We start from the raw sequence: 21,577 nt of genomic DNA on the forward strand, positions 1-21,577 counted from the left end.
CGCGGTGGATCAATGCGCCTGGTTCGCCTTGGCCCGCAGCGACTTGGCATGTTCCAGATGCTGGGCGATGGTCTGGCGTGCACGCTGCAATTCCTTGCCCAGATCGCTCGATCCCGGCTCGCTGGCCAGCTGTGCGTCCAGCAATGTCAACGCCTGCTCGTGGCTGGTCACGCTGGCCTGCAGGTACTGCGTTTCAAACTCCTTGCCGTCCAGGCCTTCCAGACGCTTGCGGGTGCCATCGGCGCGGCTGAACGCGGCCTGCGCCAGCGTGCCGCTGCGATCGGGCGCAAAACGGCTGAGGTCGGTCAACGCCGCGCTGTGTGCCTCGTCCATCTTGCGGGCAAATTGCAACGTCTCGCCTTCAAGGCCCTTGACGACCGCCAGCTGCGCAAGCGTGCGCTCCTGCTCGTTGAACACCACCAACGCACCCAGTGCCTGCTTGCGGTCGCTGGACAGCGTGGCGGCTGCACGCAGCGGGTCACCATGCGGCGGGGTGCTGCCGGCCTTGGCCGGCGCACTGAGCGACTGCTGTTGAATGTCGCGGTCGTTGTTCGTCGGGCTGGCCGTTTCACCGGTGTCGTCCTGACGACGCTGCCACGCCTTGTACGCCACGTAGCCCACCGCGCCGGCGGTCAGCATCTTGAAAATTCCCATCGTTGTCTCCTTGATTGATCGCGCCAGGCGCGGTCGTTGATTGTCGGGATCGCATGGTCGCTGCAGGCATGAGCTGCGGACGATCCAGCGTGGCAGTCGAGAGTGCGAGTGCGCGGGTTATCCAGACGTGACACGCGCATCAACGCCGCGTCGCCAATCGGGCGCGTCCACACCGTGCGCACGTGCCGTGCTGATGGACTTAACGGCGCGCCGCCAACACTGCACGGCGTTGCCGCATACCGACGGCCTTACGGGAGATCTCCATGCTTGCCCTCAACTACCACGGCTCACGCGATGTGCGGGTCGAAACCGTGCCGGATCCGACCCTTGTCGAACGCGACGATCTCATCCTGCGCGTCACCGCCACCGCCATCTGCGGCTCGGACCTGCATCTGTACCGCGGCAAGATTCCGGACCTGCGGCATGGCGATATTCTCGGCCATGAGTTCATGGGCATCGTCGAAGACGTCGGCCCCGATGTCACCGCGGTCAAACCCGGCGACCGTGTGGTGATCCCGTTCGTGGTGGCCTGCGGACGCTGCTTCCACTGCATGCTGCAGGAATTCTCCGCCTGCGAGACCACCAATACCGGCAAGGGCGCCGCACTCAACCACAAGGACATGCGCCCACCGGCGGCGCTGTTCGGCTTCAGCCACCTATATGGCGGTCTGTCCGGCGGGCAGGCCGAGTACGTGCGCGTGCCCAAGGCCAATGTCGGGCCGTTGGTGGTGCCCGATGCATTGCACGACGAGCAGGTGCTGTTCCTGTCCGACATTCTGCCGACCGGCTACCAGGCCGTCATCGATGCCGGGGTCAAGCAGGGCTCGACAGTGGCGATCTTCGGCGCCGGCCCGGTGGGCCTGATGGCCGCGGCATGCTGCCGCATGCTGGGCGCCGAGCGCATTTTCATGGTGGACCGGCATGCGTACCGGCTGGACTTCGCGTCCAAGGCCTACGGCATCATCCCGATCAACTTCGACGAGGTCGATGACCCGGCCGATGTAATCGTGTCGCAGACCGATGGCCGCGGCGTGGACGCCAGCATCGAGGCAGTGGGATTCGAGGCCGAAGGCAGCGCGATCGAAACCGCGCTGACCAACCTGAAGCTGGAAGGCAGCAGCGGCGTGGCGATTCGTCAGTGCATTGCCGCAACGCGCCGCTGCGGTGTGGTCAGCGTGCCGGGCGTGTATGCCGGCTTCATCCATGCCTTCATGTTCGGCGATGCCTTCGACAAGGGCCTGAGCTTCAAGATGGGCCAGACCCATGTGCAGAAGCATATGCCGTACCTGCTGGAATGCATCGGCAATGGCGACCTCAAGCCCAGCGCGATCATCTCGCACCGCATGCCGCTGGCCGATGCCGCGCGTGGCTACGAGCTGTTCGACAAGAAGCAGGACGATTGCCGCAAGGTGGTGTTGACGCCGTAACCGCCAACAGCGCTGAAGACGCTGCAAACGCAAACGGCGCGGTCGATGACCGCGCCGTTTGCATTGCTCGTCGATGTGCGGCCTGGTCAGTCCAGCGGCTTGGCCGGCACGAACGGCGACACCGGGTCGCTGGCCGGAAAGGTTTCTTCCAGCGCATCGTCCTGCAAGGCGTCCTGTTTTTCCTTCTCGCTGCGTTGGTCGTCGTGATCGCCAGCCGAATCGGGCGCAGCTGCGTGGTTGTGGTCGATGGTCATGGGTTCTCCTGTCGCGTGGATGCGGACCACCCAACGCTACGGTGGTCCGGCGACGGCACAGGTGAAAAACGTCTTCGCATCGGCACGACAAAGGCAACCGTTTAGGGATGCATCCAGCCAGGCGGCGCGTTGCGGGCGCTGTTGCACGCTGGCAGCCGATGATCGCTGTGGATCCGGCAATCCGGCCGTGACGCAACGGAGCAACAAGGCATGCGTAGATGGATGCGCCCTGTGCGTCATGTCTGTCTGCGCATTGCACCGTTCGACATCGCCATCATGATCGGCATGGCGCGCGTTTATCTCCTTACCTGCCTGCCTTCTGTCGATGCCAACGTCGCAGCGTCGATGACGCACGCATACGACCCGCACCATTAAGTGCCTCGACCGATGCCTCCGCGCGCGGCACCCGCACCGCAGGCCCATACGCAATGCACGCATCGCAGTGCCGACGACGCGGCCACCCAGGGCACTGCCGCAGCGCAATGCCCGTCTGCTGCATCCAAGGCAGGGGCCGGTTCACACCCCGGCACGCCCAGGGTGTATGGTGCAAGGGCGGCCGGACTCCGGTGTCGCCTTCACTCTATCTGGCCTTTTCCATCAAGAATCTCTGCGAACGCTGCGATGCCGTCTGTTGCCGGCTCACCGTCATGGTCGATCCATCCGACCGCATCCCCAACCACCTGACCAGCGTGACGCCGCAAGGCTGGCACGTGATGGCGCGTGACGAGGAAGGCTGGTGCGTGGCCATCGACGCGGCGCGCATGTGTTGTTCGATCTACGAGACGCGGCCGGCGATCTGCCGGCGTTTCGTCATGTCCGGGCCGTATTGCCGCGACGTGCGTGCCACCTACGACGACCAACGCCGGCGGGGCATTCCCTTGACGCTCTACAACGCATGAGGATTTCGCCATGAACAACTCCCGCCGTCAGTCGATGACCGTGAGCAATCAGCCAGGCAAGCCGCGGTTGTCCGAGCAGCGTCTGGCCGCCGATCTGGAGGCGTTCCAGCAATCCGGCGGCGCGATCGAGCGGCTGGGCGATACCCCGCTGCGTCGCGACAAGAAGCGTGGCGAGCCCGAGACCACGCCTGCGGTCGCCGTCAAACCGGCAGCTGCCAACGCCAAGTAAGCGTGCGCGGCGCCTGCCGGTACAGCCGGCCCGCCGCACCCTGCAGCCTCGGGTTCTACAGCAGCTGCGCGCGATCGATCGCTCCAAGCCCTTGCGCCAGCGAGGCCATTTCATTGGCCAGGTTGATCATGTTGCCGCCGGCCTGTGCTGCGATGGCCATGATGCGCTGATAGGCATCCCAGAAGTCCGGTCCACGGCCATAGGCATCGTGGAACCCTTGCAGCTCCAGGACCAGCAGATCGGACACTTGCATGTCGGAGTGGTCCATTGCGTTCCCTCGTTGGGGGTTTCCCGGCCCGCAGCTTATACCCGTTCACCTGGCAAAACCGGCGCGATCAGACCGCCGGGGATTGAAACCTGAATTGGTTAGAGAGGGTGACCGGGGTGACATCATTGCGCAATTTCCGCCGCTGCCGCGCTGGGTGTGCCTGGCACCGTGGCGCCCCACGGCGCCAGGCAGCCGCCGGCATCTGCTGCGGAGAGGAGCCGGCTCAGCCAGCAACAGCGCGGCTGAATGCCGCCAGCCCTGCCCGCAGCCACAGGCGCTCCGGCCCTGGCCCGGGCGCCGAACCACGCACATTCCCGTGTAAAATGCGCGGTCTTTGACCGGACCAATGGCGAAAGCTGCTCCACGGGCGCCCTTGTCGGGCCCGGCGTTCATTCGCCTGCTCGCTCGCCTCACCGATGCCCACGTTGCCCAGTCCAACCATGCGCTCGCCGACCGGCTCAGCCAATGGATCGACTGGACGCGCGCGGTCGCCGTGTCCAAGGCGCTGGATGGCAAGCTGCCCGAGATCGAAGCGCTGCCCGAGACGCGCCGGCTCGACGTCGAGGCTTGCGCACGCGTGCGCACCGGGTTGGCGACCAGCAGCGTGGTCGACCTGGATGCCGTGCTCGCGCGCGTACGCCGCGATGCGCGCAGCGCCGCCGCTGCCGGCAGCGACGCAGCGGCAGCCTTGCCTGCGCCCGACTATGCCCCGTTCCGCCAGCACTACCTGGCCATGCAACGCGCAATGCGCACCGCCACCGGCGACCTGCGTGGCCGCCTGCGCGACATGCTGGCCCTTGAGTCCGGGCAGATGGCGCGGCTGGCCGAGGTGGATGCGGTGATGGAGCTGACCTTGAGCCCGCGCGAGCAGACCCTGTTGAACCATGTGCCGACCCTGCTCGGTGCGCATTTCGAGCGTCTGCGCGATGCCGCGCAGGCGCCAACCCCGGCAGCCGACGGCGACGCCGCGCCACGCGCGGTCTCCGACGGCTGGCTGGATGTGTTTCGCAAAGACATGCAGAGCGTGTTGCTCGCCGAACTGGATGTCCGTTTTCACCCGATCGAAGGCCTGCTTGCAGCGCTTCGTACCCGCTAACTGGGACCTCATGTTCAGAACTCTCGTTCACCTGTGTGTGTTTGTCGTCGGCCTGTTGGCGGTTTGCTGGGTCGGCATCGGTTATCTGGGCTCCAACCCGCTGGGCGCCTGTGTCGCAGCAGTGATCGGCGCCTGCTATGTGGCCGGCGCGCTGGAGCTGTATCGCTATCGCCAGGCCAGCGCCACGCTGGACGATGCCGTTGCCGCGTTGACCACCGCACCAACGGCATTGAGCGAGTGGCTGGAGCGCCTGCATCCAAGCCTGCGCAATGCGGTGCGCCTGCGCATCAAGGGCGAGCGCGTGGCGTTGCCGGCACCGGTGCTGACACCGTACCTGGTCGGCCTGCTGGTGTTGCTGGGCATGCTCGGCACCCTGCTCGGCATGATGGCCACGCTCAAGGGCACCGGTTTTGCATTGCAGAGCGCCACCGACCTGCAGGCCATCCGCGGCTCGCTGGCCGCACCGGTGGAAGGCCTGGCGTTTGCGTTCGGCACCTCGATCGCCGGCGTGGCGACCTCCGCAATGCTGGGGCTGTTGTCGGCGCTGTGCCGGCGCGAACGGCTGCAGGCAGTGCAGCGGCTGGACCTGAAGATCGCCTCCGAACTGCATCCGCACTCGGACGCGCACCAGCGTGGCGAAGTGTTCAAGTTGCAGCAGCAGCAGAGCGCGCTGATGCCGGCGCTGATCGATCGCCTGCAGACGCTGATGGGCAGCATCGAGCAGCAGAGCATCGCCGCCGATGAGCGCCTGGCCGCGCAGCAGGCCGAATTCCACGCCAGGAGCGAGGCGACCTATGCGCGCCTGGCCACGGCGATGGAGCACGCGTTGCAGGCCGGCGTGGCAGAAAGCGCACGCGCGGTGGGCGCGGCCCTGCAGCCGGCGATGGAAGCGACCATGACCAGCATCGCGCGCGACACCGCCGCGTTGCATGAGCGCCTCACCCACGCCGTGCAGCAGCAACTGGACGGCATCACCAGCGGCTTCCAGCACAGCGCCAGTGCCGCGGCCGCGCACTGGACCACCGCGCTTGCCGCGCAGGAACGCGCGCAGCAAGCGCTCGACACGCAGCTGCAGACCACGCTGGAGCAGCTCGCACAACAGGCCACTGCGGTGCAGGACGGCGTCGGCAGCGCCGTGCAGCAGCAACTGCACGCACTCAACGACGGCTTCCAGCACAGTGCGCAGACGGCCGCCGACCACTGGCAGGCCGCATTGGCCGCGCAGGAACGTGCGCACCTCGCGCTGACCGAGCAGCTGCAGGCCACGTTGGCGCAGATCGATCAGCGCAGCATCACGGTGCAGGACGGCGTGAGCCACGCGGTGCAGCAACAGTTGCACGCACTCAATGACGGCTTTGACCGCAGCACCGCCGCCGCTGCCGACCACTGGGCAGCGGTGCTCGCCGAGCAGCAGCGCGCAGGTGCCGCGTTGAGCGCGCAGTTGCACGCCACGCTCGCACAGCTCGCGCAGCAGACCACCGCGCTGCAGGACGGCGTGCACCAGGCCGTGCAGCAACAACTCGATGGCCTGAGCAATGGCTTCGAAAGCAGCACCGCGGCGGCTGCCGCCACCTGGACTGCGGCAGTGGCCGAGCAGCAGCGCGCAAATCAGGTACTGACGCAGGAATTGCAGGGCACGCTGAGCCAGTTCGCCAGCACCTTCGACGCACGCTCCAGCGCCCTGGTCGATGCGGTGTCCAGGCGCATGGATCAGTCCAGCAGCGAGACGGCCAGTGCCTGGAACGATGCGCTGGCGCAGCAACGCGACGCCAGCGCCGCCCTGGCGAGCCAGCACCAGGGCGCGCTGGCGGCCGCCACCGCCAGCTTCGACACGCATGCCGCCGCCCTGGTCGGCACGCTGCAGCAATCGCATACCGACCTGCAGGCCGCGCTGGAAGCGCGCGATTCCCAGCGCCTGGCGCTGTGGAGCGAGCGCTTCACCGCGATGAGCGCGGAGCTGACCACGCAGTGGGAACGCACCGGCGAACGCGTCACCCAGCAACAGCAGGCGATCTGCGACACCCTGGCCAGCACTGCCAGCGAGTTGTCCACGCAGGCGCAGGCACAGGCCAGCGCCACCATCAGCGAGGTGGCGCGCCTGATGCAGATCGCTTCCGAAGCGCCCAAGGCCGCCGCCGATGTAGTGGCCGAGCTGCGCCAGAACCTGTCCGAAAGCATGGTGCGCGACACCGCCATGCTGGAAGAACGCAGCAAGCTGCTCGCCACCCTGGACACCTTGCTCAACGCGGTCAATCACGCCTCCACCGAACAACGCGCAGCGGTGGATGCACTGGTCACCACCTCGGCGGACCTGTTGCAGCGCGTGGGCACCCAGCTCACCGAACAGATCGGCAGCGAGACCGGCAAGCTCGGCGCGGTGGCCGCGCATGTCAGCGGCAGCGCGGTGGAAGTGGCCAGCCTGGGCGAAGCCTTCGGCGTGGCGGTGCAGCTGTTCAGCGGCTCCACCAGCGAGCTCAACGCGCGCCTGCAGCACGTCGCCAGCGCCCTGGACGCCTCGCTCGCCCGCAGCGACGACCAACTGGCGTATTACGTGGCGCAGGCGCGCGAGGTGGTGGACCTCAGCATGCTGTCGCAGAAGCAGATCATCGAAGAACTGCGCCAGCTCGACCGCGGCCGCGGCGATGCCGGCGAGGCCGCTGGCGACGAGGCCAGCGCGGCATGAGCGACGAGATCGACATCGACGGCGAATCGGGCACACCGATCTGGGCCGCCTTCGGCGACCTGATGTCGGTGCTGCTGGGGGCGTTCGTGCTGATCCTGGTCGGGGTGATCGGCGTGCAGCTGCAGCTGTCCAGCCGCCTGGATGAAGAGGTCAGGCAGCGCCAGGCCGAAGCGCAGCGCCGCAAGACGCTGGAGCAGGCGCTGGCCGCGCCCCTGGCCGCCGGCCGCGTGACCCTGGTCGATGGCCGCATCGGCATCCGCGGCAATGTGCTGTTCGCCTTCAATTCCGATCAGTTGCAGCCGGAAGGCCGCGAGGTGCTGAAGACACTGGCCGCGCCGTTGACCGAGTATCTGACGGCGCGCGAGGAGATCCTGATGGTCAGCGGCTTCACCGACGACCGCCCGGTGCTGGGCGGCAACCGTCGCTACGCCGACAACTGGGAACTCTCCGCGCAACGCGCGCTCACCGTGACGCGTGCATTGATCGCCGAAGGCGTGCCGGCCGCGTCGGTGTTCGCCGCGGCCTTCGGCTCGCAGCAGCCGGTGGATTCCAATGCCGACGAAACACGCCGCGCCAGGAACCGCCGCGTGGAGATCGCGCCGATCGCGCGCCCTGCCACGTCGCGTGCCTCTTCTGCCGCCAAACCCACAGCGGCCGCAGGCACGCGATGAGCACGCAGGCGACATCCGCGCACGCGCGCCTGCAGCGCTGGCGCAGCCAGGGTGCCGACCAGCTGGATCCGGTGCGGTTCCACCTGATGGAGACGCTGGCCGCGCGGGCCGGCACCCAGGCCGAGGCAGTGCGCCAGGTGCTGGAAGAAAAGCTGGGCAGGCTGGTCGATGCATATGCGGCAACGGTCAAGCAAGCCGCACGCGGTCGTGTCGCCGGCAATGCCGCGCAGCCACTGCAACGCAGCGCGCTGGGCGCACTGGCCGAGCAGATGGCAGGCCATGCCGCGTTGATGGAAGTGGACAGCAGAAAGACCGCCACGGCCGACGCCACACCGTTTCCCGAGCTGCCGGCGCTGGAGGATTTCCGTCGCACCTGGACCACGGTGCGCACCGCCAGCCAGGTGCGGCAGTCGCTGCAGGACGCCCCCAAGGACGCCGGCCCGCTCAATTCCAGCGTGCTGGTGCACCGCTGCATCAGCCTGATGCGCGAGTGCTCACCGGGCTATCTGCAGCACTTCCTCGGCTATGTCGATGCGCTGTCGTGGCTGGAACAGCTGCACAACGGCGGCGCGTTGGCCAGCGAGGACGCCGCGCCCGTGGCGCCCGGCAAGAAGCGCAGCAAGCGTCCGTCCACGCGGCGCAGCTAGCGCGAGCAATCACGCACGCTGCGCTGCACGCGCACGCCGCTGGCGGACACCAGCCTGGCGCACGCACGGTGCGGTGGCAGCCAGTCCGACGGCCTGCCGTCGTTCGCGCCCACCTGGCTCCTGCGTGGTCCATCGACCACGCAGGAGCGTCGATCATCGGTCAGCGTGGCATCGCACCGCTGCTCAAAACCGCAGCCGCACACCCACCGTCCAGCTGCGCGGCGCGCCGGGATACACCCACTGCTCGCTGTAGGAGAACGCGGCGTAGCGGCGGTCGGTGAGGTTCTCGACCTTGGCATACAGGCGCAGGCGCTCGCTCAGGTCGTAATGGCCGACCAGGCGCCACACGGTGTATGCAGGCAGCACGAAGTCGGTATTGCTATCAACCGAGCCCAACCGCTCACCGGTATGCGACACGCCCACGCCCACCGCCGCACTGCGCTTGCCGGTCAATGGCTGCGCGTAGTTGACGAAGGCATTGCCGCTGAAGCGCGGCACGTTCGGAAAGCGGCGCCCCTCGGCCAGGCCGGTGCCTGCGGCGGCCTCACTGCTGCGCGTCACCTGCGAGTCGGTATAGGCCAGGCCCACCGAGGCGGCCAGGCGCGGGGTCAGCCGCCCGAGCAGATCCAGCTCCACGCCCTGGCTGCGCATCTCGCCCACCGGCAGCGAAAAACTGGTGTCGGCCGGATCCAGGCTCAGCACGTTCTTCTTGTCGATGCGGAACGCGGCCAGCGTCGCTTCCAGGCCATCGCCGGGCTGCACGTATTTCAGGCCGGTTTCCAGCGAGCGGCTTTTCTCCGGCGCAAAACTCTGCCCGTCCGCACCCACGCCGCTGTTGGGACGAAAGCCGGCCGCAGCACTCGCATACAACGACAATGCCGCGTCGACGTGGAAGATCACGCCCGCACGCGGGCTGACCACACCGTCGGAGGCGCGCTGCGTGGCGCCGCGCAATTGATTGTCGAGATTCTGCTGGTAGTGGTCGTAGCGCAGGCCGAGCAAGGCCTTCCAGCGCGCGCCCAGATCGAGCTGGTCCTGCGCATAGACGCCCCACACCTGTTGGCGTTCTTCGGTGTCGGTGATCGTGGCCAGCCGCCCCGGCTGCGCAACGCCGTACTGCGGCGCAAGCACGTCGATGCTGTACGGCGTGGCCGCGGAGCGTGCGCGCTGCTGGAAGCGGCTGTCGTCGAAGCGATTGCCATCCACGCCGAACAACACATTGTGGGTGACGCCACCCATCTGCAAGCTGCCAAGCAGTTCGGCACGCGCGGCGATGTCGCGGCCCTGGTAATCGCGGTAGCGGCGCTCGCGGCGCAGCGTGCGCTCGTCGGCCTGCAGCGTCCACGGCTCGGTGGAAAACCCGCGCATGCCGCTGTCGCGATAGGTCGCCCCGCCCTGCAGCGACCAGGTCTGGTTCAACCCATGCACCACAAAGACCTGGTGCCCGGTGGAATGCAGGTCGATATCGCCATCGCGCGGCTCGCCCAGGAAACGCCCGGCCGACAGCCGATTGGCATCGCCATCGATGGCGGTGACCCCGCGATCGAACGGCGCATGGATGCGCACGAATTCCAGCTCGTAGGACACCGTGGTATCGGGCGTCGGCATCCACAGCAGCGAGGGCGCCAGCAGCGTGTTGTCGCTGTCGACGGTGTCGCGGAAGCTGTGCTGATCCTTGTGCATGACATTCAGCCGATAGGCCAGGTTCTCGCCCAGCGGGCCGGTGCTGTCGAGCGCAGCGCGATAACTGTCAAAGCGCCCCGCCGACAGGTCCACGCTGTGCTGCGGCTGGAACAGGGGCTTCTTGGTGACGATGTTGACCGCCCCGCCCGGCTCGCCGCGCCCGTACAACGCCGAGGCCGGGCCCTTGATCACCTCGATGCTCTGCGTGTTGGCGCCATCGCGCAGGCCGTTGTAGCCGCGGCTGGCGTTGAAGCCGTTGACCATGTAGTCCGAGCTGAAATTCGGGTCGCCGGTGAAGCCGCGCATCGAGTAGCTGTCCCACAACCCGCCCAAATTGTTGGCCTTGGTGATGCCGCTGGCCAGCTCCAGCGCGCCGGCCAGATCGGTGACCCCGGCGTCCTCGAGCAGGGTCTGGTCCAGCACGCGCGCACTGATCGGCAGATCGCGCAGCGGCGCATCGGTCTTGGTGGCGCCGGTCACGCTCAAGGCGCGGTACGGCGTGTACTGGCTGCGCACCTGCACCGTATCCAGATCGCGCGCCTGCGGCTCGGCGGCGGCAGCAAGGGGGCTGACGCCTGCGCAGCTCAGTGCACCGAGCAAGGGCAGCGTGTTGGACAGACGGCGGCGCGGCGTGGACATCGGGCAGGACTCCTGAAGCACCCGGGCACGCTGGGCCCGGGTCGCACGTGAGACAACGAAGGTTGAGGGGTGAAACGCAGCCGCTATGACGCGGGATCGGCACTTGCATCGAAACCTGGCGCGCGCCCGAAGTCCTCGCGCGTGAATGGCCGGTCGCGGAACAGATAGCCGTAATAGAACGTCCGCAGCGCACGGTGATAGGCGCGGATGCGATCCTGATACGCCAGTTGCGCACGCAGGTCGGTGGCTGCCAGGCGCGTCAATGCAGCCTGCAACGCCACCGGTGGCAACACACTGGCCACGCGCTGCGCCAGCGCTTCGCGGCGCTGCAGGCCCTGGCGATACGCCGCGACCTGCGGCGCCACCTGCTGATCGCCGTTTTCGTGGAAGGCGAAATACCACTTGTAGTGGAACGCGCCGGTCAGCGGCGCCGAATCGGCCCACTGCGGGTTCTGCGCGTAGAAGGCCCGCATGGTGTCCTGGCGTGGAATATCCCAGGCATGGTTGACCGCCTCGCGCTGCAGCCGCGCGATCTCGCTGCCTTGATTGACCGGCACCGCCTGGTTGATCGCCACATGCGCCAACGCCGGCGCCACCAGCGCCAGCACCACCCAGCAGGTCGCCAGGGCGGTGGCATGCGCGGCCGGGCGCCAATGGATGCGCCCGACCAGCACCGACAGCAGCACCCAGAACAGCAGATAGGCGCAGGTCAGTGCCAGCACCGCGAGTTGTTGCTGCAGCGGCACCGCATTGACGCTTGCCGCGATCACAAACGGCACGCATAGACATGCCAATACCGCAGCTGCACGCACCACCACGCGCCGCACCAGCAACGCCGTGCCCGCACCCGGCAGCGCCGCGAGCATGCGCGCGCGTCCGGCCTCGCGCTCACCCGAGCGCAGATCGAACAGCAGTGCGATCACGAACAAGGGCAGCAGGAACACCAGCACGAAGGCGTAGTCGAAGCGCCCGGCCAGTGCCAGCTCCGGGTTGTAGCTGTCGCCATCGTGGATCTGCGCTTCCAGGCCCAGCGCGCGCACACGCAGGATGTACGGCGAGACATCGCGCATGCCCACCGCGGCAAATGCCAGTGGCGTGGGCAGGTCCCAGGTCGGGTGGAAGCTGTAGTAGGCCGCGCTGCCCGCGTCGTTGGAGCGCGCCACGTAGTCCTGCACCGCCGCGATATCTTCCTGTTGCAGCGCCGCGATGCGCGCGATGTTGGCGCGCTGCGCGGCGATGACATGCTGGCCGGAGAGCAGGCTGCACACGGTCAGCACCGCCAGCAACAGCAAGCCGGCCAGCACGGCGCGTGCGCGCAGCAACAGCAGCAGTTCGTATTTCCACAGCAGCATCAGCGCGCCGCTCCCACACGCCGGCCCGCGGCGACCAGCAGGCACAGCGCAGCCAGCAGCCAGGCAGCGACCAGGCCGAGCGCGGCGCCGGCGGCCCGCAGCACCTCGGTCGTGGCCGGCGGCTGGAATGCGAACACCGGAATCTGCTGCCAATGCGCGGAGGAGATGCGTTTGCGTTGGTCGGCGCCGGCATCCTGCGCGGTGTCGTCGGCCATGCTCACCGCATCGGCCTGCAGCTGGTTGAGCTGCTGCACCAGTGTGTAGCGGTAACGCTCGGCCTGGGCGAGAAACCGCTCGTGCGCACGCAGGTCGGTTTCCGCCAGCGTCATCGACAACGCGCGCACCGCAACCGTGGGGCTCAGCAAGGCGAACGTGCGCACCAGCAGATTCTGTTGCTGCTGGATGGCCGAATCACGCGCGGCATAGCGCTCGAACAGGCTCGCGGTGAGCCGCTCGCCTTCCAGCGCCAGCAGGCCCTTGTAGTTCACCGGCAGCTCTTCCACCCGCTGCACGCCATAGCGCGCCAGCGTCTGCTGCTTGAACTGCGCAAAGTGCGGGTCATCCGGGTTGTGGCTGTCGCCGAGGGTGCGCAGGTCGCGCTGGATCGCCACATCGGTTTCCAGCCGCGTCGGCAGGCGATATGCCGCACTGGCCACATCCGGTGCCAGGCGCGGCACCAGCAGGGCCAGCCACACCCACACCGCCAGCGACACCAGCAGCGCATCGCGGCCGCGCCGGCACAGCATCGACACCGACAGCACCAGCGCGCACCACACCAGCAGATACACCGCATACGCCAGTACCAGCAGTGCGACCCGCAGCGCCTGGCCCGGCAACAACGCAACCAGCACCAGCCCGACCAGGGCCGGCAATAAACAGGCCGCCGCCACCGCGGCAAGCGCCAGATATTTGCCGCCGAACAATTGCCGGCGCGTGGCACCCTGCAACAACAGCGCACGCAAGGTGCCGGTCTCCTGCTCGCGCGCCACCGCGCCATAGCCCAGGAACACCAGCAGCAGCGGCGCCAGCACCTGCAGCACGAACGCAGGCGTCAGTTGTCCGAAGCGCACCAGCAACGAACTCTGGCGCACATCGCCGAAGTTGGCGGTGTTCTGGCGGTGGCCTTCCAGGAACATGCTGTTGCCGGTGAACGCATCCACGCCGGCATCGAACGCAGCCAATGCAGGCAGCGGGCGATAGATGAAATGGCCGTAATGCACCACCCGATGCGGGTGGCGGTCCGGCTGCGCCTCGAAGGCCTGCTGTGCGGCCAGTTGCTGGCGCGCGCGGAACGCGGCCACCTCGCGCTGATGATGCGCAGCGGTCAATGCCGCCACCAGCGTGATCAGCATCAGCAGCACCACACCGATGGCGGCGGAACGATTGCGCGCCATGTAACGCAGTTCTTCGCGAGCGACCAACAGCACCGCACTCATGCAGCCTGATCCTGGTTGCGCGTAAAGCGCGCATGCAAGGTGCGCACGTCGAAGCCGCTGTCGCCGGCACCGATGTCCCCGGCGATGCGCCCGTGTTCCAGGAACCCGATCCGGTCGGCCACCTCCACTGCGCCGAGCAGGTCGTGGGTGACCATCAGCACCGCGCCGCCACGCTCGCGCACGCTGCCGACCAGCCGGTTGAAGTCGGCGATGGCGCGCGGGTCCAGGCCGGAGGTGGGTTCGTCCAGCAGCAGCACCGGCACCCGGCGCAGCGTGGCCACCGCGATCGCCACCTTCTGGCGCATGCCCTTGGAAAACCCCGCCAGCCGCTGGCGCCAGGCCTCGTCCTGCAGACCGGCAGCGGCCAGCGCCTGGCCGATCTCGGCCTGGCTGCGGCGCTGGCCGGCCAGCGCCAGCAGGTAGTCGGCATTTTCCAGCGCGCTCAAATGCTCGTAGAGCGCAACGTTTTCCGGTAGATAGGCCAGCCGCGTACGCGCGGCGCCGGGGTCGGCGACCGGGTCGATGCCATCGATGCGCAGGCTGCCGGCGCTGGGTTTGACGAAACCGAGCAGGCTGGAAAGCGTGGAGGACTTGCCGGCGCCATTGCCGCCCAGCAAGGCGTAGACGCTGCCGGGGGCGACCTGCAGATCCAGCCCCTGCAGCACGGCGCGGCCACGATAGGCCACATGGAGGTTGCTGATCGAGATCGCGGGAGCGGCGTGGGGACTGGAAGGCATGGCAAGGCAGCAGTTCAACGAAATGATACGTTATCACATTGCGATTGAGGCCTGGAATGCGCCGTCATCGCGAGACGACAGCTGCCCGATGCCGCCGCGACCGTCAAAGCGAGCGTCGCCGGTCAAATGTTACTGTATTACGTAAGTGGCCCTGGTGCGTGCAGGTGTTCGGCAGTCCCTGCGATGCGCGGCTGCACCTGGAGAGACCCGCCACCCAGGCGCACGCAGACGGCTGGAACCGCGATGCGGCACGGCGCTCTTCAAACGACGCCGCCGTGCCGGCGCAGCCATGCAGGATCAGCACGCCTTGCCACGTCTTCCCCCTCAATCGAGATCCCGTACGTCCCACATGACTTCCGATACGCGCCCCTTTGCTCCGCACGCTTCGTCCCTTCCCGCACGCGCCCGCGACAACACCATGGCCGAGACCACGACCACGGCCCGCGGCGCCACGCGTGCCGCTGCCGGCCTGCTCGCCGCAACCCTGTTCACCGCCGCGCAGGTGGGCGCGCAGTCCATCGACACCAGCGCACCACTCCCGCCGGTGCGCGCCTGGCATGGGGCCAGCGAGGCGTTGATCGCCACGCCGGACGATCCGTGGAGCACGCCGGCGGAGCGCTGCGATTTCGCCAGCACGCCCAGTTACGACGAAACGCGCGCCTGGCTGGAACGCCTGGTCGCCGCCTCGCCGCTGCTGTCGTTGGAGGTCTTCGGCAAGAGCAGCGAGGGCCGCGACCTGCTGCTGGTACGCGCGCACAAGGGCGCGCCGGGCAAGCCGGTGGTGCTGGCGCAGGCCGGCATCCACGCCGGCGAGATCGATGGCAAGGATGCCGGCCTGATGTTGCTGCGCGATATCGCCCAACGCGGCAAGGACACCTTGCTCGACCAGGTGGATCTGGTGTTCGTGCCCATCCTCAATCCCGATGGCCACGAGCAACGCGGCCCGCTGATCGGCGCGGCCTTGCGCGGCCCGCAACAGATGGGCTGGAACACCACCACGCGCGGCATCAATCTCAACCGCGACTACCTCAACCTGGAAGCGCCGGAAACCCGCGCGATGGTCGCGCTGCTGCACACCCTCGACCCGGCGCTGTACATCGACCTGCATGTCAGCGGCGGGCTGGATCATCAGTACGACATCACCTTCACCTTTGCCGGCTGGGGCACCTACGCACGCTCGCGTGCCACCGCCGACTGGCTGCAACAACGCTTTACGCCGGCGGTGAACACCGCGCTGCGCAGCCAGGGCCATGCACCTGCGATCTATCCCAGCCTCATCGACGAAGACGCGCCGCGCTCGGGCCTGCGTTACTCGCCGGAAGGGCCGCGCTATTCCACCGGGTATGGCGACTTCGCCGGCATCCCCACCGTGCTGGTGGAGAACCACCGCCTGAAGTCGTACCGGCAGCGCGTGCTGGGCGACTATGTGCTGCTGGAGGCAGCACTGCGCGTGGTTGGCCGCGATGCAAGAAAGATCGATGCGGCCAAGCGTGCCGATCGCGCCGCCCGCCCGCAGGAGCTGATGGTCGCCTGGGAACGCCTGCCACAGCCGATCGCCCAGGTGCCGTTCAAGGGCGTGACCTATACCCGCGCGTTCTCGCCGGTGACCGGCCGGCAGGAACTGCGCTGGGAAGGCCGCGACGAAACCTGGACCATGCCGGTGATCGGCTATCGCCAGACCCAGGCCGTAGGCTATCCGCTGGCCTGGTGGATCCCGCCCGGCAACGACGATGTGGTCGCACTGCTGCAGGCGCATGGCATCGCCTACGAACGCCTGCAACAGCCGCGCCAGCTCAGGGTGCAGCAGATCCGCGTGGTGAAACAGGGCCACGCCCAGATACCGCAGCCAGACGAAGCCGACGAAACCTTCGCCGCCGGCAGCGTCCGCGTGCCCGCCGATCAACCGATGCGCATGCTGGCCGCCGCGTTGCTGGAGCCGGCCAGCAGCGACTCACTGCTGGCCAGCGGACGCTTTCGCAATGCCGGCAGCCCCGATAGCGGCTTGTACGGCACCGAGCTGGTGGACTTCACCGAGCGCGTGCTGCACAACGACGCCGCCCTGCGCGCCGCGTTCGAACGCAAGCTCGCAGACGATGCCGCCTTCCGCGCCGATGGCGATGCGCGGCTGCAATGGATCTATGCGCGCTCGCCGTACGCGGCGATCACCGGGTGGCGTTATCCGGTGCGGCGTCAGCTGGCAGAATGAAAATGTCGCATGCCGGTTGCAGACGGGGCGGCAGTAACCGTTTCCAGTCGCGCGTCAGCCGTTATCTGGCGACGCGTGCATGTAGCCGAACAGACTTTCGAAAGCGGCAACGCACCCGCGCCAAGTAACTGGCGCGTTTGCCCGAAGTAACTCAACAACACCACGCCAGGCCTACCAGTGCGTGGCGTTTGTTTTTTGCACGCGCACGCGCTCCGAAGGTGGCAAATGCCGGTTTCTGCCGCCTAAAACGCGCTGTGGCTGGCGTCACTCACTGGGTTCCACCGACGCGGACGATTATGTCCGTAGATAGTCACGTCTGCTGTTTTAAACGCGCCAATCAATTGCCTCGATAGAGCAAAACTATCGCCCGCTTTTTTTTGCGCGCGTTGGATTCTTAACCGGCCAATCCCGATTGTAAAAATCCTGCTAAAGCAACGATGCAGACGGCCGCTACCGCATTCCAGGGCGTCACGGCGCCCATCTCCGTTTTTGCCCGCGCGCCATCGATGGTGCTGCGTCCATCACCCACCCAGCCGAGATTTCAATGAAATTGACCGTCAAGCTTCTCAGTGGCGCCATCGCCCTGGCATCGTCGACCTGCGCCTACGCGCAGCAGGACGCGATGTTTTCCTTCAGCGGCTTCGGCACGCTGGGTGTGGTGCATTCGACCGAGGACCAGGCCGACTTCACGCCCGACATCCAGACCGTGGAAGGTGCCGGTGCCAGTCACTCCACCTCGGCACGCCCGGACTCGCGCATTGCCGGCCAGGTCAACGCCAACTTCACCGAGAAGTTCACCGGCGTGCTGCAGGTGACCAGCGAATACGCCGAGCGTGCCGATTACACGCCGAAGGTCACCCTGGCCCACGTGAAGTATCAGTTCGGCCCGCAGTTCGCCGCGCGCCTGGGGCGCATCACCGCGCCGCTGTACATGCTGTCCGAATACCAGCGCGTCGGCTACGCCACGCCGTGGGTGCGTCCGCCGTACGAGGTCTACAACTATCTGCTGCCGATGGACGGCGTGGAAGGCGTCTACACCATCAACGCCGGGCAGAGCGTGGTCAGCGTGCAGGGCTTCTACGGCCGCATCGACTCCAAGAAGGCCGACGTGGACGCGCTGCGCGGTCTGGCCATCGGCCTGGAATCGGGCGCATCCACCTTCCGTGCCGGCTACATCGTCGGCACCAGCACCTTCGACACACCGTCGCTGGATCGCCTGTTCTCGGCCTATCAGCGCATCAATCCCGCGCTGGCCGATCGCCTGACCACCTATGGCGTGGACGGCAGCTTTGCCAGCGTGGGTTACGCCTACGATCCGGGCAACTGGTTCCTGCGCAGCGAAGTGATCCGCGCCGATTACTCGCCTTCGCTCAACGGCAAGACCACCTCCGGCTATCTCAGTGTCGGCGGGCGCTTCGGCACGCTGACGCCGTCGATCACCTATGCCAACGTCGATCGCAAGGGCCCGAGCATCGCGCCCGGCCAGGATCCGGTCGGCGTGATGACGCGCGCACTGGCGCAGGCCGAGAGCGGCCGCCACAGCTTCACCGCCGCGTTGCGTTGGGATGCGCGTGAGAGCGTTGCGTTCAAGCTGCAGGCCAGCCACATCAACAACAACGCGGGTTCGTTCGGATCGTTGAACAACATCCAGCCGGGCTTCCGTCCGGGCGGCAGCTACAACCTGCTGTCGGCCTCCGTCGACTTCGTGTTCTAAGAGAGCCCCCATGACCATTTCCAAGTGTTTTGCAGTCTCGCTGCTTGCCGCGTTGTCGCTGACCGCGTTCTGCGCCAATGCCGATGTCGTGGTGGTGATGGCGGCCAAGGGCGGCCCGGACAGCCTCAGCGCCGCGCAGGTGTCGCAGATCTTCCTGGCCAAATCCAGCAGCCTGCCCGGTGGCGGCGCAGCGGTGCCGATCGACCAGGAAGAAGGCGTGGCCACCCGCGATGAGTTCTACAAGAAAGTCGCTTCGCGCGATTCGGCGCAGCTGAAGTCGTACTGGTCGCAGCTGATGTTCACCGGCAAGGCGCAGCGTCCCAAACGTGTCAGCGGCGACGACGCGGTCAAGAAGGCCGTCGCCGCCACGCCGGGCGCCATCGGCTACATCAGTGCCAGCGCGGTCGACCCCAGCGTCAAGGTCGTCCTGAAGCCGTGACCCGCCCCCTGCTCGAGACTCACGTCATGAGACGCATCCTGTCGCTACCGTTGTTCTGGAAAATCCTGATGCCGGCCGCGGTGGCGATCCTTTGCCTATCGAGCTATGTGGCCTTCAGTACGCTGGTGTTCCACCGCAACAACGACCGCCTGGAAGCGGTACGCGACGTGCATTTTCCGTTGCTCGACGCCATGACACGCAACGTGGCTGCGCTGGACAAGCTCATCAACGGGCTCAACGGCGCCGCTGCCGCCGGCGATGCCGACATGCTGGCGGCCACCAAGCCGGTGGCCGAGGAGATCCACGCTTCCTACGTGAAACTGCAGAAGGCCGATCCGGCCAATGCCAGGGAGCTTGCCCGGCTGGGCAAGCAGTTCGACGACTACTACGGCCTGGCCCAGGGCGTGGCCGCCGCGTTCGTGGAGCAGCGCGAACCCGACGCGGCGCAGATGAGCGCCATGGCGCCGGCACTGGAGACCTATCGCACCACCCTGACCGCCATGCAGAAGCGCGCCGATGCACGCTTCCGCGGCACCGTGCAGGAAGCGGTGGACAGCTCGGTGGCGGCAAGCCTCGGCGGGCTGGTGCTGGGTGTGGTCGGTGCGGTGCTGTGCATCGCCTTCGGCTGGATCGTGGCACGCGCCATCACCCAACCACTGAACCGTGCGGTGGGCATTGCGCATGCGGTGTCCTCGGGCAAGCTGGACAACAGCATCTCGATCGACCGCAACGACGAGGTCGGCCAGCTGCTGCAGGCGATGGACAGCATGCAGCGCCAGCTGCGTCGGGTGATCCAGGCGCAGACCGACATGGGCGACAGGCACGAGGCCGGCATGGTCAGTCACCGCATCGCCGAGCAGGAATTCCCCGGCGAATTCGGCAGCATGGTGCGTGCCAGCAATGCGCTGGTGTCCAGCCATATCGCGGTGACGATGCAGATCGTTGCATTGACCGAACGCTATGCCGCCGGCGACCTGTCGCAGCAGCTGGAGCCGTTGCCGGGCGAGAAGGCGGTGATCAGTCAATCGATCAACGATGTGCGGGCCAGCCTGCTGTCGATCAACGGCGAGATCAAGCGGCTGGCATCGGCCGCAGCCGCGGGCGACTTCAGCGCACGTGGCGACGAAACCGCCTTCGAGCATGACTTCCGCCAGATCGTGGTGGACCTCAATCACCTGATGGGCAGCTCGGACAAGAGCCTGGGTGCGGTGTCGCAGGTGTTGCAGGCGATTGCGAGCGGCGACCTGACCACGCGCATGCACGGCGACTTTGCCGGCGTGTTTGCGCGCATGCGCGACGATGCCAACACCACGGTGGACCGCCTGACCGACATCGTCGGGCGCATCCAGCATTCCTCGTCGGAGATCGATACTGCGGCCGGTGAAATTGCCGCCGGCAATCAGGACCTGTCGCGGCGTACCGAGCAGCAGGCGGCCAGTCTGGAAGAGACCGCCGCCTCGATGGAGGAACTCACCTCCACCGTCAGGCAGAACGCCGAACACGCACTGCAGGCCAACGAACTGGCACGCAGTGCGGCCAGTGTGGCTTCGAAGGGCGGCGAGGTGGTCAGCCAGGTGGTCGGCACCATGTCGGGCATCGAAACCTCATCGAAGAAGATCGCCGAGATCATTTCCGTCATCGATGGCATCGCCTTCCAGACCAACATCCTGGCCCTGAACGCGGCCGTGGAAGCGGCGCGTGCCGGCGAACAGGGCCGTGGATTTGCAGTGGTGGCCTCGGAAGTGCGCACGCTCGCCCAGCGCTCGTCCGCTGCAGCCAGGGAGATCAAGGAGCTGATCGACGCCTCGGTGGGCAAGGTGGCCGAAGGCTCGGTGCTGGTGCACAAGGCCGGCACCACCATGACCGAGATCGTCGCCAGCGTGAACCGGGTCACCGACATCATGGGCCAGATCACCGCCGCGTCCAGCGAGCAATCGGCCGGTATCGAACAGGTCAACCAGACGGTGATCCAGATGGACGAAACCACCCAGCAGAATGCAGCGCTGGTGGAAGAGGCCATGGCCGCGGCCCGGGCGATGGAGAAGCAGTCCAGCACCCTGACCCAGTTGGTCTCGTTGTTCCAGCTGGAGCCTGCCGGCGCGCAGCAGCTGGAACGAGACGCCGCATAGGCGATCGACCGGATCGTCCCGCGATGTCCCCGACGCCCCTCTTCTGCATGGACTGCAGAAGGGGGGTTCCTGTATTCCCGGCGACAGACACGGCGGTGATCCGGCGTCGTTTCACGTAGCGCCACGCGCGTGGCGCGCCGAGGACGATCGGTGCGGTGTCCCGACGTCGCCCCAGGCGTGCTCCACCTGCCAGCCAGCGCTGGCTTACCCCGACCTGGACATGCGGGGTTGTCCGACACCTGCGACCGCGCTTTGCCGATGGCCCAACGGCGCGCCATCGCAAAAGTCCGGTCCGGAAGGCGCGTCTGCGCACTCCACGCATGCCCCGGTGCTTATCGCCTGCCGGGCCATATGCCGAACAATGCGCAAAACAGATCACAGTTCTGCGGAAAAAAGTGGCGCGACCGCACAGTC

19 protein-coding genes are annotated in these 21,577 nt (G+C 67.1%); 12 read left to right on the plus strand and 7 right to left on the minus strand.

Annotated features, from left to right (window positions below):
- Window positions 1-9: 9 nt before the first annotated feature.
- Window positions 10-654, minus strand: coding sequence for a DUF4142 domain-containing protein (locus H7A87_RS17265; protein ID WP_119128255.1), 645 nt, complete (start codon window positions 652-654; stop codon window positions 10-12).
- Window positions 655-917: 263 nt separating this feature from the next.
- Here H7A87_RS17265 and H7A87_RS17270 point away from each other — a divergent pair, with 263 nt between their 5' ends.
- Entirely contained in the window at window positions 918-2,081 is a 1,164-nt protein-coding gene (locus tag H7A87_RS17270; protein ID WP_104583183.1) for a zinc-dependent alcohol dehydrogenase, read from the plus strand.
- A gap of 86 nt (window positions 2,082-2,167) precedes the next feature.
- Here the strand turns inward: H7A87_RS17270 and H7A87_RS17275 are convergent, their stop codons facing one another.
- Window positions 2,168-2,335: a hypothetical protein gene (locus tag H7A87_RS17275; protein ID WP_164740877.1), complete on the minus strand. Its 168-nt coding sequence runs from the start codon at window positions 2,333-2,335 to the stop codon at window positions 2,168-2,170.
- Window positions 2,336-2,545: 210 nt separating this feature from the next.
- Here H7A87_RS17275 and H7A87_RS17280 point away from each other — a divergent pair, with 210 nt between their 5' ends.
- From H7A87_RS17280 to H7A87_RS17290, 3 genes are all read left to right on the plus strand, one after another.
- On the plus strand, window positions 2,546-2,710 hold the full coding sequence (locus tag H7A87_RS17280) for a hypothetical protein (RefSeq protein ID WP_180496782.1): 165 nt from the start codon (window positions 2,546-2,548) through the stop codon (window positions 2,708-2,710).
- A gap of 107 nt (window positions 2,711-2,817) precedes the next feature.
- Entirely contained in the window at window positions 2,818-3,234 is a 417-nt protein-coding gene (locus H7A87_RS17285) for a YkgJ family cysteine cluster protein (RefSeq protein ID WP_104650172.1), read from the plus strand.
- 10 nt (window positions 3,235-3,244) lie between these two features.
- On the plus strand, window positions 3,245-3,463 hold the full coding sequence (locus H7A87_RS17290) for a hypothetical protein (RefSeq protein ID WP_104583181.1): 219 nt from the start codon (window positions 3,245-3,247) through the stop codon (window positions 3,461-3,463).
- A 55-nt stretch (window positions 3,464-3,518) separates the two neighbouring features.
- Here H7A87_RS17290 and H7A87_RS17295 read toward each other — a convergent pair whose 3' ends face one another.
- Entirely contained in the window at window positions 3,519-3,731 is a 213-nt protein-coding gene (locus tag H7A87_RS17295) for a hypothetical protein (RefSeq protein ID WP_104583180.1), read from the minus strand.
- Window positions 3,732-4,077: 346 nt separating this feature from the next.
- Between H7A87_RS17295 and H7A87_RS17300 the strand changes: the two genes are divergently transcribed.
- The 4 genes from H7A87_RS17300 to H7A87_RS17315 are packed head-to-tail and all read left to right on the plus strand — an operon-like array spanning window position 4,078 to window position 8,828.
- The gene (locus tag H7A87_RS17300; RefSeq protein ID WP_164740878.1) at window positions 4,078-4,827 is read left to right on the plus strand and encodes a DUF3348 domain-containing protein; all 750 of its coding nucleotides are present in this window, start codon (window positions 4,078-4,080) and stop codon (window positions 4,825-4,827) included.
- A gap of 10 nt (window positions 4,828-4,837) precedes the next feature.
- The gene (locus tag H7A87_RS17305; RefSeq protein ID WP_180496783.1) at window positions 4,838-7,510 is read left to right on the plus strand and encodes a DUF802 domain-containing protein; all 2,673 of its coding nucleotides are present in this window, start codon (window positions 4,838-4,840) and stop codon (window positions 7,508-7,510) included.
- Window positions 7,507-8,181, plus strand: coding sequence for an OmpA family protein (locus tag H7A87_RS17310; protein WP_119128253.1), 675 nt, complete (start codon window positions 7,507-7,509; stop codon window positions 8,179-8,181). Before H7A87_RS17305 ends, H7A87_RS17310 begins: the two co-directional genes overlap by 4 nt.
- Complete coding sequence (locus H7A87_RS17315; protein WP_119128252.1) at window positions 8,178-8,828, plus strand: DUF2894 domain-containing protein; 651 nt, start codon at window positions 8,178-8,180, stop codon at window positions 8,826-8,828. The genes H7A87_RS17310 and H7A87_RS17315 overlap by 4 nt, the downstream gene beginning before the upstream one ends.
- 183 nt (window positions 8,829-9,011) lie before the next feature.
- Here H7A87_RS17315 and H7A87_RS17320 read toward each other — a convergent pair whose 3' ends face one another.
- The 4 genes from H7A87_RS17320 to H7A87_RS17335 form a co-directional block, all read right to left on the minus strand.
- The gene (locus H7A87_RS17320) at window positions 9,012-11,150 is read right to left on the minus strand and encodes a TonB-dependent siderophore receptor (protein ID WP_119128251.1); all 2,139 of its coding nucleotides are present in this window, start codon (window positions 11,148-11,150) and stop codon (window positions 9,012-9,014) included.
- 83 nt (window positions 11,151-11,233) lie between these two features.
- The gene (locus H7A87_RS17325; protein ID WP_119128352.1) at window positions 11,234-12,502 is read right to left on the minus strand and encodes a DUF3526 domain-containing protein; all 1,269 of its coding nucleotides are present in this window, start codon (window positions 12,500-12,502) and stop codon (window positions 11,234-11,236) included.
- The gene (locus H7A87_RS17330) at window positions 12,502-13,938 is read right to left on the minus strand and encodes a DUF3526 domain-containing protein (protein ID WP_119128250.1); all 1,437 of its coding nucleotides are present in this window, start codon (window positions 13,936-13,938) and stop codon (window positions 12,502-12,504) included. The genes H7A87_RS17325 and H7A87_RS17330 overlap by 1 nt, the downstream gene beginning before the upstream one ends.
- A complete protein-coding gene (locus H7A87_RS17335) occupies window positions 13,935-14,675 on the minus strand; it encodes an ABC transporter ATP-binding protein (RefSeq protein ID WP_119128249.1) in 741 nt (246 codons plus the stop codon). Before H7A87_RS17335 ends, H7A87_RS17330 begins: the two co-directional genes overlap by 4 nt.
- A 418-nt stretch (window positions 14,676-15,093) precedes the next feature.
- On the opposite strand from H7A87_RS17335, the gene H7A87_RS17340 reads away from it, so the two are divergent.
- The 4 genes from H7A87_RS17340 (at window position 15,094) to H7A87_RS17355 (ending at window position 21,163) form a co-directional block, all read left to right on the plus strand.
- Window positions 15,094-16,881, plus strand: coding sequence for a M14 family metallopeptidase (locus H7A87_RS17340; protein ID WP_232087872.1), 1,788 nt, complete (start codon window positions 15,094-15,096; stop codon window positions 16,879-16,881).
- Between the two features lie 544 nt (window positions 16,882-17,425).
- Window positions 17,426-18,595 carry a hypothetical protein gene (locus H7A87_RS17345; protein WP_104583172.1) on the plus strand — a complete coding sequence of 390 codons (1,170 nt, stop codon included), beginning with the start codon at window positions 17,426-17,428 and terminating at the stop codon, window positions 18,593-18,595.
- Window positions 18,596-18,605: 10 nt separating this feature from the next.
- A complete protein-coding gene (locus H7A87_RS17350; protein ID WP_104583171.1) occupies window positions 18,606-19,034 on the plus strand; it encodes a substrate-binding domain-containing protein in 429 nt (142 codons plus the stop codon).
- Window positions 19,031-21,163 (plus strand): methyl-accepting chemotaxis protein, encoded by a 2,133-nt coding sequence (locus tag H7A87_RS17355; RefSeq protein ID WP_119128248.1) that lies wholly within the window; start codon window positions 19,031-19,033, stop codon window positions 21,161-21,163. The genes H7A87_RS17350 and H7A87_RS17355 overlap by 4 nt, the downstream gene beginning before the upstream one ends.
- The last annotated feature ends 414 nt before the right edge of the window (window positions 21,164-21,577 follow it).

The sequence above is a fragment of the Xanthomonas sp. CPBF 426 genome (assembly GCF_903989465.1).
Taxonomy (GTDB): domain Bacteria; phylum Pseudomonadota; class Gammaproteobacteria; order Xanthomonadales; family Xanthomonadaceae; genus Xanthomonas; species Xanthomonas euroxanthea.